This window comes from Mesorhizobium sp. USDA 4775, assembly GCF_054062655.1.
Genome location: NZ_JBSSFM010000001.1, coordinates 5,858,211 through 5,872,427, shown reverse-complemented (window position 1 = coordinate 5,872,427; position 14,217 = coordinate 5,858,211). Strand labels below are relative to the sequence as shown.

Annotated in this window: 10 protein-coding genes; 5 read left to right on the top strand and 5 right to left on the bottom strand. The window is 64.7% G+C overall.

Annotated features, from left to right (window positions below):
- Window positions 1-121: 121 nt before the first annotated feature.
- From ACVILI_RS28835 to ACVILI_RS28820, 4 genes are all read right to left on the bottom strand, one after another.
- Window positions 122-1,027, bottom strand: coding sequence for a DMT family transporter (locus tag ACVILI_RS28835; protein WP_038649047.1), 906 nt, complete (start codon window positions 1,025-1,027; stop codon window positions 122-124).
- Between the two features lie 293 nt (window positions 1,028-1,320).
- The gene (gene uvrB, locus ACVILI_RS28830; RefSeq protein ID WP_038649045.1) at window positions 1,321-4,479 is read right to left on the bottom strand and encodes an excinuclease ABC subunit UvrB; all 3,159 of its coding nucleotides are present in this window, start codon (window positions 4,477-4,479) and stop codon (window positions 1,321-1,323) included.
- Between the two features lie 126 nt (window positions 4,480-4,605).
- The gene (locus ACVILI_RS28825; protein WP_019860606.1) at window positions 4,606-6,234 is read right to left on the bottom strand and encodes a DUF2778 domain-containing protein; all 1,629 of its coding nucleotides are present in this window, start codon (window positions 6,232-6,234) and stop codon (window positions 4,606-4,608) included.
- Between the two features lie 213 nt (window positions 6,235-6,447).
- On the bottom strand, window positions 6,448-6,753 hold the full coding sequence (locus ACVILI_RS28820) for a hypothetical protein (RefSeq protein ID WP_148307422.1): 306 nt from the start codon (window positions 6,751-6,753) through the stop codon (window positions 6,448-6,450).
- On the opposite strand from ACVILI_RS28820, the gene ACVILI_RS28815 reads away from it, so the two are divergent.
- Genes ACVILI_RS28815 through ACVILI_RS28800 form a run of 4 tightly spaced genes read left to right on the top strand, consistent with a single transcriptional unit; the run spans window position 6,752 to window position 11,643 of the window.
- Window positions 6,752-7,621: a protein-L-isoaspartate O-methyltransferase family protein gene (locus ACVILI_RS28815; RefSeq protein WP_038649039.1), complete on the top strand. Its 870-nt coding sequence runs from the start codon at window positions 6,752-6,754 to the stop codon at window positions 7,619-7,621. The two genes, ACVILI_RS28820 and ACVILI_RS28815, sit on opposite strands and share 2 nt — an antisense overlap.
- Before the next feature lie 54 nt (window positions 7,622-7,675).
- Window positions 7,676-10,384 (top strand): polyamine aminopropyltransferase, encoded by a 2,709-nt coding sequence (locus tag ACVILI_RS28810; RefSeq protein WP_038649036.1) that lies wholly within the window; start codon window positions 7,676-7,678, stop codon window positions 10,382-10,384.
- A complete protein-coding gene (locus ACVILI_RS28805) occupies window positions 10,384-11,319 on the top strand; it encodes a hypothetical protein (RefSeq protein WP_038649033.1) in 936 nt (311 codons plus the stop codon). Before ACVILI_RS28810 ends, ACVILI_RS28805 begins: the two co-directional genes overlap by 1 nt.
- A 33-nt stretch (window positions 11,320-11,352) precedes the next feature.
- Window positions 11,353-11,643 (top strand): hypothetical protein, encoded by a 291-nt coding sequence (locus ACVILI_RS28800; protein WP_038649030.1) that lies wholly within the window; start codon window positions 11,353-11,355, stop codon window positions 11,641-11,643.
- Between the two features lie 107 nt (window positions 11,644-11,750).
- Here ACVILI_RS28800 and ACVILI_RS28795 read toward each other — a convergent pair whose 3' ends face one another.
- The gene (locus ACVILI_RS28795; protein WP_038649028.1) at window positions 11,751-13,007 is read right to left on the bottom strand and encodes a hypothetical protein; all 1,257 of its coding nucleotides are present in this window, start codon (window positions 13,005-13,007) and stop codon (window positions 11,751-11,753) included.
- A gap of 170 nt (window positions 13,008-13,177) precedes the next feature.
- Here ACVILI_RS28795 and ACVILI_RS28790 point away from each other — a divergent pair, with 170 nt between their 5' ends.
- Window positions 13,178-14,203: a CapA family protein gene (locus tag ACVILI_RS28790; protein WP_038649026.1), complete on the top strand. Its 1,026-nt coding sequence runs from the start codon at window positions 13,178-13,180 to the stop codon at window positions 14,201-14,203.
- Window positions 14,204-14,217: the final 14 nt, after the last annotated feature.

The following is a 14,217-nucleotide window of genomic DNA, read 5'->3' as shown; positions in this document are numbered from 1 at the left end:
CCGTCCCTGGTCAGCCCTGCAAGCTGGCTTGCAGGGCAGAAATCGGGCCACGCTGACGATGGTGACGATGAAACGTGAACACGTGAGCCCTCCTTTCAAGACGTTCGAGTGTGCGAAGCGATTACACCAAAGGCGGGGCGGATGGCAAGGCCGCCGCTTTCGCCCGGCGCGGGAACGGATCCAGCACCAATATGCAGCCGCCGATGATCGCCACCGCGCCGAAGGCCTGGATGATTGTCAGCGACTCGCCAAGCATGATGGTGCCAACCAGTACGGCGATCGTGGTCACTGCGAATTCGACGCTGATCGTCCTGGTCGCGCCGATGCTGGCCACCAGCCGGAAATAGACGACATAGGTCACCGCGCTCATCACGCAGGCGAGAAGGACGAGATAGAGGAAATCGACAGGACGCGGCATGGCCGGCACCGGCACGGCCAGCAGCAACGGCAGCGTCATCAGCCCGCCGAACAGGAAGGCGGCGCCGGTGAGTTCGAACGAGCCGGCCGAGCGCAGATGGCGATTGGCGTAGTTGCTGCCGAAGGCGGCGGAGAAGGAGCTGAACAGCGAGGCGGCGCAGCCGAATACGAAGGACGGCGTGATCGGCACCGAAGGGAAGCCGACCAAGACCACGATACCCGCGGCGCCGAGCAGCAAGCCGGCAAGCCCGCGAACGGTGATGCGCTCGAGCCCCCATAACTGGCCAAGGATCATCGAGAACAGCGGGATCGCGGCAACGAGGATGGCCGCCATCGCCGTGCCGATACGCGGCGTGGCGTAGGACAAGCCGATCAGCTGCGCCGCGACGGTCGTCGCGCCGACGATGGCGAAGTGCCCCCAGCCGGCGCTGAAATCGAGCCGTCGCCGCGTTGCCGCCGCCAGCAGGAAGAGCGTGATGCCGGCGATCAGCGAGCGCAAGGTGACCGCGCCGACCCAGCCGAAGGCGTGTACGACCTTGAGCAGCACAAGGAACGACAGGCCCCAGGTGACGGCCAGGAAGGCGTAGGCGGCGATGTCCCTTGGTTTCATGAGGTGGGGGCGGGTGGGAGCTTTGCTGGCAGAGGCAGGATTGCAGCCGTGCTATCGCTTCCACCGCCTGGCGGCAAGCGCGAGCGCATAGTCCAGAGGCTGTTCCGACTCAAGGTGCGCCGATGGAGCGCTTTCCTTCTCCCCTTGTGGGAGAAGGTGGCCTCGCGAAGCGAGGTCGGACGAGGGGTGATCCAGGGAACACCAACGCTTCATTCTGCTGGAACACCTCTCAACCGTCTCGGCGCTGGCGCGCCGATCCACCTTCTCCCACAGGGGGGAGAAGGAAGAGGCCGCTACTTCCCCGGCCTGCCCGTTTTCCCGGGCCGGCGCTTCTCCCGACGCGCGTCGCCTGGGTCCTCGTAGGAGCCGATGCCGGTGCGCTGGCGGATGATCGGTTTTTCGTCGCGATCCTTCGCGTCTATCCTGCCGGCGCCCACAGGGGGGGAGATCGGCTGGGGCTTCGCCGGCACTTTTCCCTCGACCGGTTTTTCCGTACGCCGCACGGTCATCTCGTCGAGCGAGTTCTTCTTGAACAGCGGCTTGACCGGCTCGCCGGGAATGCCGAAGTCGGAGCCGTGCGCTTCGGACGCCGACTGCTTCTTGAACAGCGAGCGCGACACCGCACCTGCCGGTGTCGGCATGTCAGTGCCAGGCCCCATGTCGTCGATCGAGGGTTTGGCGAACAGCGGTTTCTTCACCGGCACGGCGCTGTCGGCACCCATCTCGTCGAGATCAGGCTTGCGGAAGAGGTTGGGCCGGGCAGCTCTGGCGGCCTCTTCGGCGGCACGTGCCTCGTCGAGCTTGCGGAAACGCTCCTGTTCCTCCGCCGTGCGATGCCTGGCCACACCCTTGTTGTGCTTGCCCTTTTCGCGGCCCGAGACCGGGCTTTCCATGTCGGCGTATTTGGCCAGCGGGTCTTCGGAGATGGACAGTTCCATCTCGCGCAGCCGCTTGATCTCGTCGCGGATGCGGGCAGCCTTCTCGAAGTCGAGATTGGCGGCGGCGTCGCGCATCTGTTTCTCCATCGCGTCGAGATGCGCCTTGAGGTTATTGCCCATCATGGCGCCGGCGCTGTCGGTGAACTGCGAGATGTCGGCGCGGACATGGTCCTTCTCGTAGACCGAGTCGAGAATGTCGGAGATGCGCGACTTCACCGATTCCGGCGTGATGCCATTGGCGGCGTTCCATTCCATCTGCTTTTCGCGGCGGCGGTTGGTCTCGGCCATCGCCCGCTCCATCGAACCGGTGACCTGGTCGGCATAGAGGATGACCTTGCCGTCAACGTTACGGGCAGCGCGGCCGATGGTCTGGATCAGCGAGGTTTCCGAGCGCAGGAACCCTTCCTTGTCGGCATCGAGAATGGCGACGAAGCCGCATTCGGGAATGTCCAGGCCTTCGCGCAAAAGGTTGATGCCGACCAGCACGTCGAAAGCGCCGAGGCGCAGATCGCGCAGGATCTCGATGCGCTCCAGCGTGTCGATGTCGGAGTGCATGTAGCGTACGCGCACGCCTTGTTCGTGCAGGTATTCGGTCAGGTCCTCGGCCATGCGCTTGGTCAGCACCGTGACCAGCGTGCGGTAGCCGGCCTTGGTCGTTTCGCGGATCTCGCCGACGACATCGTCGACCTGGCTTTTGGCCGGGCGCACCTCGACCGGCGGGTCGATCAGGCCGGTCGGGCGGATAACCTGTTCGGCGAAGACGCCGCCGGACTGTTCCATTTCCCAGCCGCCGGGCGTCGCCGAAACGGCGACGGAGAGCGGACGCATGGCGTCCCATTCCTCAAAGCGCAGCGGCCGGTTGTCCATGCAGGAGGGCAGGCGGAAGCCATATTCGGCCAATGTCGCCTTGCGCCGGAAGTCGCCGCGATACATGCCGCCGATCTGCGGGACGGTGACGTGGCTTTCGTCGATGAACACCAGCGCATTGTCGGGAATATATTCGAACAAGGTCGGCGGCGGATCGCCCGGCTGGCGGCCGGTGAGATAGCGCGAATAGTTCTCGATGCCGGCGCAGGAGCCGGTGGCTTCCAGCATTTCGAGGTCGAAGCGGGTGCGCTGTTCCAGCCGCTGCGCTTCCAGCAGGCGGCCGGCACGCTCCAGTTCCACCAGACGCTGCTTGAGCTCTTCCTTGATCGACTTGATCGCTTGGTTCAGCGTCGGGCGCGGCGTCACATAGTGGGAGTTGGCGTAGATCTTGACGCTCTTCAGCTCGCCGGTCTTCTGGCCGGTCAGCGGGTCGAATTCGGTGATCTGCTCGATCTCGTCGCCGAACATCGAGATCCGCCAGGCGCGGTCTTCAAGGTGGGCCGGGAAGATCTCGATCGTGTCGCCGCGCACGCGGAACGAGCCGCGCACGAAATTGATGTCCTGCCGCTTGTATTGCTGGGCGACGAGGTCGGCGAGCAGAGCGCGCTGGTCGAGCCGGTCGCCGATCTGCATCTGGAAGGTCATCGCCGTATAGGTCTCGACCGAACCGATACCGTAGATGCAGGACACCGAGGCGACGATGATGACGTCGTCGCGTTCGAGCAGCGAGCGCGTCGCCGAATGGCGCATGCGGTCGATCTGTTCGTTGATCGAGGATTCCTTCTCGATGAAAGTGTCGGTGCGCGGAACATAGGCTTCCGGCTGGTAGTAGTCGTAGTAGGAGACGAAATACTCCACCGCATTGTCGGGGAAGAATTTCTTGAACTCGGAATAGAGCTGCGCGGCCAGCGTCTTGTTCGGCGCCAGGATCAGGGCAGGACGCTGCGTCTCCTCGATCACCTTGGCCATGGTGAAGGTTTTTCCCGAGCCGGTGACGCCGAGAAGCACCTGGGTGCGGTCATTGTTGTCGACGCCTTCGACAAGGTCTTTGATGGCGGTCGGCTGGTCGCCCGCCGGCTCGAAGTCCGACACCATCTTGATGGCGATGCCGCCTTCCGACTTTTCCGGCCGGGCAGGGCGGTGCGGCGTCCACAACACGCCGTCCTTGTGCAGCGGATTGCCGGATTCGATCAGCGCCGACAGGGCGGCCACCGTGGCGGTGACGCCACTGGAGGTCATCGTCTCGGCTTCTTCCAGCGAGATGTCGAGGCCGGCGACCGGATTGAGGCCGGCTGCGGTGCGCTCCCTGGCTGTCGCCGCGCCACCCATCGAGGTACCGCGCGCGGTGCGGCCGGGGGAGGTCGAGCGCTCGGGAATCTTTTTCGCCGCCTTCGGCGCTTTGCCGCCGTCGCCCTTGCCGGCCTGGCGCCCTTCGCGCTCCGCCTCCTGCTCGATCTGCTCGGCCCAGTCGGCGATCGAACCGGTCAGCGGCGTGCCCGACAGTTCGGCCTGCGGCATCTCGGCGAAGCCGCCTCTGTGCAGCGGTTCCGAGGCGTCGAGGAAATCGGTCAGCGGGCTGCGCCGCTTCGGCGCGGCGCGGTCGTCATTCGCCGTCGGCGGCGTTCTTTTCTCGGGGGATTTGGCCATGCCCCGAATATGGGAGGTCTTGGCGAAAATGGAAAGAGCGCGATGCGGTGGGGCGCATGCCTCGATGCGGCTCCTGACAGAAGGCTGTCAGGAGAAGGCAATTGCCGAGGGGGTACCTGCCCGCGGTCAGGCGCCGCGGGCGTTGTCCGTCGCCACCTGGGTCGGCGATCCGTTGAGGCGCGGGACCACGACGAGACGTGTGACCTTGCCCTTCTTGAAGGCGGCGAGGAAGCGGGCATAGTCCCTGAAGACGACGCAGCCATTGGACTCGGCGCGGCCGCCGCGCAGCATGTAGGTATGGGCGAGCAGGCCGTCGCGGTTGTATTTGTTGCCACCGCCGACCGGAGTCAGGCGCAGGGCCTCGACGCCATGGAAGCGCGATTCACGCAGCGACAGATTATAGGTGTTAGGCGGCGTCGGGCCACGATCCTTCACGTGGACATAGCGCGGCTGGTCGACCATGGCGCCGAGGCCGGAATGCGCCTCGAGCCGCTGGCCGTCCGGCATGTAGACGGTCTTGGCGCTGATGTCATAGACGGCGACGCCGTGGCCGGCTCCGCTTCCGCCGCTTGGTCCGTTGAAAAGATTCCTGAACGCCTGGCCAAGGCCGCCCGACGGCGTATCCGGCTTGGCATAGGCCAGCACATCGCCGCCCTCGCCAGACCGGCCGGCCCGGGCAGGCCTTGTGGGCTGGGCTTGCTGGACCGGCTTTGCCTGCGGCGCCGGCTTCTGCTGCGCGATCTTGGGCTGAGCAAACTTGGGCTGCGGCGCCGGCTCATCCTGTTCCACCACGGCCTTTGGCTGCCGCGGCGCGTCGTATTGCGGGCGGCGGGTCGGCAGCGGCACGTCGTCGGTCAGCGCATCCGGCAGCGAAGCGGCGTCGCCGGGCTGTTGCGGCTGGGTCTCGGCAGGTGCAATCGCGACATCGGCGGAGGATTCGGTCATCGGCAGCGGCGAGGCGAATGCTTCGTCCTCGACCGGCAGGGACTGGACGAGGGCCAGCGCCAGCTGCGTGTTGTCAGGCGTCTGCGACTGGGCGAGGCCCATCGGCGCCGGCGCGGTCTGGACGACGCCGGTATCGGCACGGGCAAAGCGTTCCGCCACGGGAGCCGGCATGTCGCTCGACAGGCTGGCCATCACTTGGACCGACGGAACTAGCGACGCCTCGGTAATCTGCGGTGCGGCCTGGGAAATCACCGGGCGGGCGTCGGCCGTGGCGACGGGCTTGCCGGCGCCGGCAAAGGCGGCGGCGAGCTTGGTCGGCGACAGCGACGCCTCCATGCGGTCGAAGCGCTCCTGCGCCTTCGACTTCAAGATTGGCTGTTCGGGTCTTGCATGGATCGTGAGGCGCGCGGATTTCTCACCCAGCGGGCTCACTCGGGCCAGCTTGAAGCAGCTAGCGCCGCATTGCACGGCATGGTCATGCAGGGCCTGGGCGCCGCCATGGGCATTGGCCAGCGCGAACGGCGCCGAAGACCTCAGAAAATGCTGTTTCAGCGGATCGGCCATCGCCAGCGAGCCCGGCATGGCCAGGGTCTGGGGCAGGCCGCTCGATGTCGCCGACAGCGAGGCGCCGACGGAACTGAGGCCGGCCATGGTGCCGATCAGCCAGAGGCCGACGGCGGCGCTGGCACCGGGCACCGCGATCCAGCGGACGATCCGTTTCGGGTTGAAGGAAGGGGTGCGCTGCGCATCGACGAACTCGCCGCCCTCGCGCTGGTCCCGGATTATTTTGTGTTTACTCGACAACGCCATGCAACCAATCTCGCTCCAATCGGTTTTCCCCGTACGTGGCCTTGTCAGCCGCGACGACCATTCTGCGAGTGATCCCAGGGTGGTCCCCGACGCGTTTGCCGCGCCTGTCGTTGATTGCCGATTGCTTCAAAATATGGACAAAGTTGGTTAACCAATCCCTCTCAAAACCAACCGAGAGATGTGGACTTTGTGCCAAAAAAGGCTCGTCCACGATCATGCATGCGGTATTTCAGCCCTTCCGATACTGGTTTGCTGCCTGTTTTTGCCGACCGAGTCAAGCAAAACAGCCATTGCTAATATAAGGCAACGCTGCTCCCGCGAGCCCTGCGGCAATGCGGCGAGCCATTGTGCGGGGCTGCAAAAGCCGATGGCATCGGCAAACTGTTGCCCGCTTGCCACATTTTTTCGGCCCGCACGGTCGCCCCTCGACGCCCATTGACTCGTTTTGGGAGGCAGTGCAATCGGGTTGAAGTGCTTGGTTTTGGGGTGGCAAAGGCCACTTTTGGAGGCTTTTTCCATGAAGCGTCGGGATTTCTTGACGCTGTCGGCGGGTGCGGCGGCGTTCTCCATTCTTCCAGCCACGGTCAGGGCCAACGTGCCCGTGCCCTACGACCGCAACGCCGAAGTGCCGTTCAACGACAAAAAATCGTTCATCGACTGGATGGTGGCCAATCGCGGCGAGGATCCGAAGTTCTTGGCGCAGCGATTCGATCGCTTCCAGATCATGGTCTACAACAAGGACGTGCTGGACGATCGCAACAAGCGCGCCTTTCTTTTGACACCGCGCGAGGAATTCGTGCTGCCGCAGAATCTGGGCCGCGCCTACGACCATGCCTTCCTCGACATCGGCTATGGCGTGACGATTTCGGGTCCTCACCTGGTCGGGCGGATGACGACGTCGATCGACGTTCAGTTCGGCGAGGCGGTGCTCGAGATCGGCACTGGCTCGGGCTACCAGTCGGCCTATCTCGCCAACCTTACCGACAAGGTGCACACGATCGAGATCATCAATCCGCTGGCGCAGCGCACGCGGCGCACCTATGACGGGCTGGTCGAGCGCGGCTACAGTGAGTTCGGTTCGGTCACCAGCCGCAATGCCGACGGCTATTATGGCTGGGACAGCGTCGGCCCGTTCGACAAGATCATCGTCACCTGCGGCATCGACCACATCCCGCCGTCGCTGCTCCAGCAGCTGAAGCCCAATGGCGTGATGGTCATTCCGGTCGGCCCGCCGGGCGCGCAGCACGTGCTCAAGGTGACCAAGCAGCAGCTCGCCGACGGCACGTTCAACATCGTCCGCTCAGACATCTACAATGGCAAGGTGGTGCCGTTCGTGCCGTTCACCAAGCTGGAAGGCGACCAGATCGTCGGCACGCATAACGGCTGAGTTGCCGTGCCGGTCCAAGCCTGTCGGGCTAAACTGCCGCATCAAGGGGCCTGAATGACGGCTGTTGTATCGACCTCTCGACCTAGCATCGCCTCGCTGGAGGCGCCACGGCTCGCGCATTACCTCGCTGTCGGGCTGATCGCCGGCGCCATCATCGCGCTGCAGATCGCTGTCATGCGCGTGTTCGCCGTCGGCAGCTGGTCGCATTTCGGTTCGCTGGTGGTCAGCCTTGCCATGCTCGGCTTTTCGCTGTCCAGCGTCGTCATCTTCGCCGGCAAGGGCTGGTTCGACCGCCACTGGCAAGGTGCCGCCACCGCGGCCCTGCTGCTGATCGGCCCGCTCGCCGTGGGCTCCAACCTGGTCGCCCAGACGGTGCCGTTCAACGCCATCTTCCTGGTGTCCGACCCGGCGCAGAAATGGCGGCTGCTCGCCAATTTTCTGCTCTATCTCCTGCCGTTCCTGGCCGGTGCGTTCTTCCTCGGCATCGTCTTCCTGAAAAGCCGCACCGCCTTCGGCCGCGTCTATTTCGCCGACCTCACCGGTTCGGGGCTCGCCGGCCTCGCCGTGCTGGTGTCGCTCTATCTGTTCGCGCCGGAAACCATCATCGTCGTGCCGCTGCTGTTGTGGGCAGCCGGCTCGCTGCTGTGGTTCTTCGCATTCGGCGCCTGGAAGAGCGTCGTCGCCGGCGTGGCCGTGGCGGCGCTGTCGATATCAGGCTATCTCATGCTGCCCAACCTGCTCGGCATCCCCGACATTGCCGTGTCGCAATACAAGGGCGTCGCCTATGCCCGCAACTTTCCGGACGGCAAGCGCATCTACCGCAGCGTCTCACCCTTCGGCGACCTGCAGGTCTATGCCAGTTCCTACATGCATTTCGCGCCGGGCCTGAGCGACAATGCCGCTTTCGGCATGCCTGAAGTGCCGGCCAACACCTATGTCGGCATGTATCGCGACGGCGACGGGCCGGAAGGCATCATGCGCAACCTGGCGCCGGCCGAGCAGGTCTATTTCCGCTATCTGCCGATGCATTATCCCTATGTCGTCAAGGACAAGCCCAAGACATTCGTCGTGCAGTTCGGCGGCGGCATCTCCACGCAGGCCGCGCTCAATGCCGGTTCGACCTCGGTGACCGTCGCCGAGAGCAATCCGATGACATTGCGGGCGTTCCGCGACCCGGTGCTGAAGGACGTCACCGGCGATATCCTGGCCGAGCCGCGGCTCAAGGTCATCGATTATGACGGACGGCTGTTCCTCGCCAACACGAGCGAGCGGTACGACGTCATCGACCTCAGCCTCGCCGACAGTGTCGGCCTGTCCAATCCCGGCGGCTTCGCCATCTCGGAGAAATACGCCTACACGCGCGAAGCGATGCTGAGCTACATGCACGCACTGGCCGATGGCGGCGTGCTGTCGATCACCTTGTGGAACAAGGAAGAGCCGCCGAAATCGGTTCTGAAGCTCTATTCGACCGTCGCCGAGGCGGCGAAAACCTTCGACCCGCAGGGTGCCGCCAACGACATCTTCGCCGTGTCGAGCTATCTCTCGACCACGACCGTGCTGTTCAAGCGCGGCGGCTTCTCCGAGGCCGAAATCAAGACGCTGCGCGACTACACCAAGTCGATGTCGTGGGAGGAAGTCTATTATCCAGGAATGATCTATGACGGTTCGGGCGCGCGAAAGGTACTCGACGATTACCGCGCCTCGATCTTCGGCAGCGGACAGGACGCGACGCTGACGCAGCAGCCGGCCGCTGGCGCGACCGCACCGGCCGACCCGACCGCACCGGCAAATCCCGATTGCGACCCGACGGCGCCGGCCGATCCGACGCTCGACGCCTGCGCGGGGGCCGGCGGCGATGCCGGCCCGCAAATGCTGCCGGCGACGGAACTGCAGCGCATGAGCTGGCACGCGCTTTTGACAGGCGGCTGGGAAAAACTTGCCGGCGACTACGTCTTCGACGCGCGGGCGCTGAGCAACGACCAGCCCTATTTCGCCGCCTATGTGAAGGTCGCCGATTTGCCGCGCACGCTTGACCGGCTCGACCTGTTCCAGGACGATTGGGGCTATCTGTTGATCTGGGCGACGCTCGGCATTGCCTGCATTACGGCGGCGTCGTTGGTGCTGCTGCCGGTCATCTTCGGCTGGCGCATCGTGTTCTCGCGCTCGCGCGGCAAGCTCGGCACCATCCTCTATTTCGCCTGTCTCGGCCTCGGCTACATCATGGTCGAGGTCGGGCTGATCAGCCGCTTCACCGTCGCGCTGGCCAACCCGACGGTGTCGGCCTCGGTGCTGATCTCCTCTATGCTGGTGTTTTCCGGCCTCGGCAGCCTGTTTGCCGAGCGCATCTTCGACCGCGCCAGGACAATGTTGCCGCTCGTGCTGCTGGCGGTGTGCGGGCTGCTGCTCGCCTGTGGCTTCTATCTGTCGCCGGTGCTCGACCGGATCGGCGCCTATCCCTATACGGTGCGCCTGCTGCTCTGCTTTCTCCTGGTGTCGCCGCCGGCCTTCCTGATGGGCATGCCGATGGCCACCGCCATGACCTGGCTGGCGCGGCTCGGCAAGGAGCATCTTTTCGTCTGGGCCTGGGGCATCAATGGCTGTTTCTCTGTCATCGGCTCGGCCGCCGTGCCGATCGTCGCCACCAGCTTCGGCTTAAGCGCCGTGCTGCAATGGGCGGCGATTGCCTATCTCATCGCCATTCCGGCCTTCTTCGCCGTGCTGTTGCCGTCGAAGGCGCCGTCCATCCGGCTGGTGGCGGCCTGATGCCGGACCGGCGCGCCATCGTCGCCGGATTGCTGGCCACGGCGATGTTTCCGGTGGCCAGCCAGGGGGCGCGCTTGCGCAAGGCCATCTCCACCATCGTGCCGTTCAAGGCATCGCCCTTTCCCTACTGGGGCAAGCTGCCCGACGGCTCCGCGCCGTTTCTCGACGTCATGGCGGCGGACGGAAGGCGCGGCCACACCTCGCCGCGCGGCGGCATTTATTGGGAAGACGAGACCTATTCCGACCGCTCGACGCTGCTGGCCGTGCCGAAAGGGTTCGATCCGGCCAAGCCGGCGGTCATCGTGGTGTTCTTCCACGGCAATGGCGCCACCTTGCAGCGCGACGTGGTCGGCCGCCAGCGAGTGGTCGCGCAGGTCGAGGCGTCGGGCCTCAACGCCGTTCTGGTGGCGCCGCAATTCGCCAGCAACGCGCAGGATTCCAGCGCCGGTAATTTCTGGACGCCGGGCTATTTTGCCAAATTCATGGCCGAGGCTGCGCAAAGTATGGCCAGGCTGACCGGCGCCAAGGCGGCAAAGTTCGACGCCATGGCGGTGGTGCTGGTGGCCTATAGCGGCGGCTACAATCCGGCCGCTTCCATTCTCAGGAACGGCGACATCGGTGGACGCCTGCTCGGCGTCGTCCTGCTCGACGCCGTCTTCGACGAGGCCGACATTTTCGCCAGCTGGATCGCGCAGCACCGGCAGAGCTTCTTCGTCAGCGCCTATGGCAAATCCTCGGCCTCCGGCAATGCCGGAATCCGGCAGTTGCTGGCGGGCCAGGGCATCGCCGCCAGTCCCGATCCGCCGCGCCGCCTCGAAGCCGGCACCATCGCCTTGCTTGCATCCGATGCCGCCCATGACACGTTCGTCACCCGTGCCTTCGTCGGCAATCCGCTGCAGTGGCTGCTCGCCCGGTTGCACGGGTTCGCGCGCTAAGACCTTTTGGCACTCCAGTCCCAGTTCTTATCCATGCTTCTGATTGCTATTGTCATCGCCCAGATGTTGGATCCGCTGCGGATCCTGCTGGTCGGGATCGCCTATTTCCTCAGCCGGTCGGTTACGCGGCCGGGCGTGGCCTGGCTGGGATTGTGCGCGGCGATTGTCGTCATCGCCGCTGCATTTCCGTTCGTTGTCCTTGGCCAATCCGGCGACATTGCCTGGACGACCACCGCGATCGGCGTGATATCGAACGCACTGATAGTAGCCGCCATGGCCGGGTTGCTGCGGCTCCAGCGATGGCTTTTCCAGCTTTTTGTTTGACGTAATTTCTGCGGGAAAACCGTTTCACGATTTTCCCCGCAATTGCTGGCGGACCCGGCGGATACTGGGTTCCTTTCACCACTTGGCGAGGGCAGGGACCCAGGTTCTCAGTTAAACCACAGCGCGAACGTCAAAAACCCGCCGCCGCCGAATTCGCGCTGGATCTGGTCGAAATCCTCGCTGGTCAGGATCCTGCCGTTTTCCAGATAGGGCGCGATGCCAGGGCCGGTGATCGACAGCACCAGGTCGAAAGGCTTCGGCTCGTCGAAGAAGCGCTTCATGTTGATGCCTTTGCCGGTGATGCGGAAATGCGGCAGCAGCGCGCGGCCTTCGAGCAGGTCCTCCGCCATGCTCAAGGTGGCCAGCCAGGCCTGCACCTGCTCCTCGCCGACTTCGAGGCCGGTTAGCGGGTTCTCGCCCTTCTGCTGCGGCCCGGGCAGCCATTCGCGGTCATTGTCGGTCTCGGCGCGGATTGCCTTCCAGTCTTCGCGCGACAGCCGGATCATTTCGAGCAATTCCTGGCGTGCGGCCTTGCGGCGCTCCGGCTCGACCACCGGCCAGTTGATCATGTGCACCATCGAGATGAAATCGGCGATGCGCCACTCCGAGGAGAAGATGCTCGAGCCCATCTCGCTGGGCGGCGGCACCAGGATGTCCTGCAATGGCAGTTTGGCGCGCGGGAACAGCATGTGAAAGGAGCCGTCGAAAGTGGTTCTGAAATCATGCGCCAGCCAGAAATCGGCCTGCGCCATCAGGAACTCGGCATAGCCTTGCAGCCAATAGCCGTCGGCGCGGTCGAAACGGAAGGTCAGCACCGGTGCGCTATCGCCCTGCGAAATGCTGCCGTGCGACAGCGCGGCCATGATGGCCGCCATGCTTTCGTCCGGTGCGATCATGCCGTCCTCGTTGAGGTCGATGCCGACATGGGTGAGATCGATGACCATGCCGATATCGGCATCGGCCGGCACCGAGCCCAGCGTCGCGGCGGATTTTGCCAGCCTGTCGCGGAACGCGACCAGTATGGCGCGGAACTCTTCGTAGGTCAGCGGCTCGGGATTGGGATTGGAGGGCACCGGCAGCTGCATCAGCGGCAGCATGAAGGATTGCGGGCTTTCGAAACCGTGGCGGTGCAGGCCGCTGGCGAGCAGTTCCAGTGCGGTGAAGAACTCACCGGCGCCGGCGGCATAGGCCGATGCCGGATCTTTCGGTGCGGCCGCCTCCAGCGTCGACAGGGCGCTGTCGCGTGCGGCGACGGTCTTCGCCTCGAAAAGCGCGGTTGCCGCTTCGGGCATGGCGGCTTGCGCCGAAGACAGCGGCACAAGCAGAATGAATGCGGATGCCATCAGGCTTGCTATTCGTGTCATCTTTCCCTCCCAAGCAATTTGTCGCCGACGACCATACACAGATTTGCGGCTATTTACGGCGTCGCGCCCGTCAGCGCCGATGCGCTGTCCACATCGTTGCATGATTGTCGAGGGATGCGCTTCAACCCGCCCGGCGGACGGTTTACAGAAGGCAAACGATTGGGCGTCGCGTGTCGAATTATCCGCTCTCCTACAAACTGTCCTGGCTGCCGCGTTTTCTGAAGCCGTCGCTTGGCGGTGACGGCAACGGGTTTGCGCCGATGGCGGGGAGGTTGATGGAGCCGCCGCCAAAGCGGACGGTGCGGCTGGCCTTCATCGGGGATATCTCGGCCGTGGCCAACCGCCGGGCGCCGCACTGCGATCCGGCGATCAAGGCCCTGCTTGGCGCTGCCGATCTGGTGATCGGCAATTGCGAAAGCCCTGTCGTGGACAGCCCGAGCGCGGTGCTCGGCACGAAGCTCGGCACGCATCATGCGATGAGTGAGCGGTTTCTGGCCGAGGCGCTCGCTGCGGCCGGCATCGCGCACGAAAGACTGGTGCTGTCGCTGGCCAACAATCACGTGCTCGACCAGGGCGTCGCCGGTTTCGATGAGACGGTGGCGGCGCTGAAGCGGCTCGGCATCCGCAGCATAGGCCTTGCCGCCGGTGGCTCGGTGCAGCCGGTCAAGGTCGGGCTGTTGAATGTCGGCTTCGCGGCCTTCACGCTATGGCGCAATGCAGATGAGAGCCTGTTTGCCGGGCGTGTGTCGATGGGCAGCGATGCAGAGCGCTGGCCGCGCGCGTTCGACCTTATTTGCGCCGTGCCGCATTGGGACTGGGAGTTCCGGCATTTTCCGCAGGCCGTGACGAAGGCGCTGGCGAGGCGCCTGGCCGGGCAGGGCGTCGGGCTGATCGCCGGCCATCACGCCCATGTGGTGCAGCCGGTGGAACGGATCGGCGAGACTGTCGTCGCCTATGGGCTCGGCGATTTCCTCGGCACTGCGCTCGCCCGCCAGCCATGGCCGGGGCGCATTGGCGGGGTTTTTGTCGCGGATGTCAGCGCGGAGGAGGGGACGCGCGGTGCTGTTGCGGCTTACCAGGTGCATCCGTTCGCGCGGCTGCGGGACGGGGATCATGAGCGGCTTGTGCCGGTGGAGGCGTTGGACGGTGCGATGAGGGGAAAGATTGAAAGACGGTTGAGAGCAATCTTTCCTTAGAGCTGCAAGCGGCG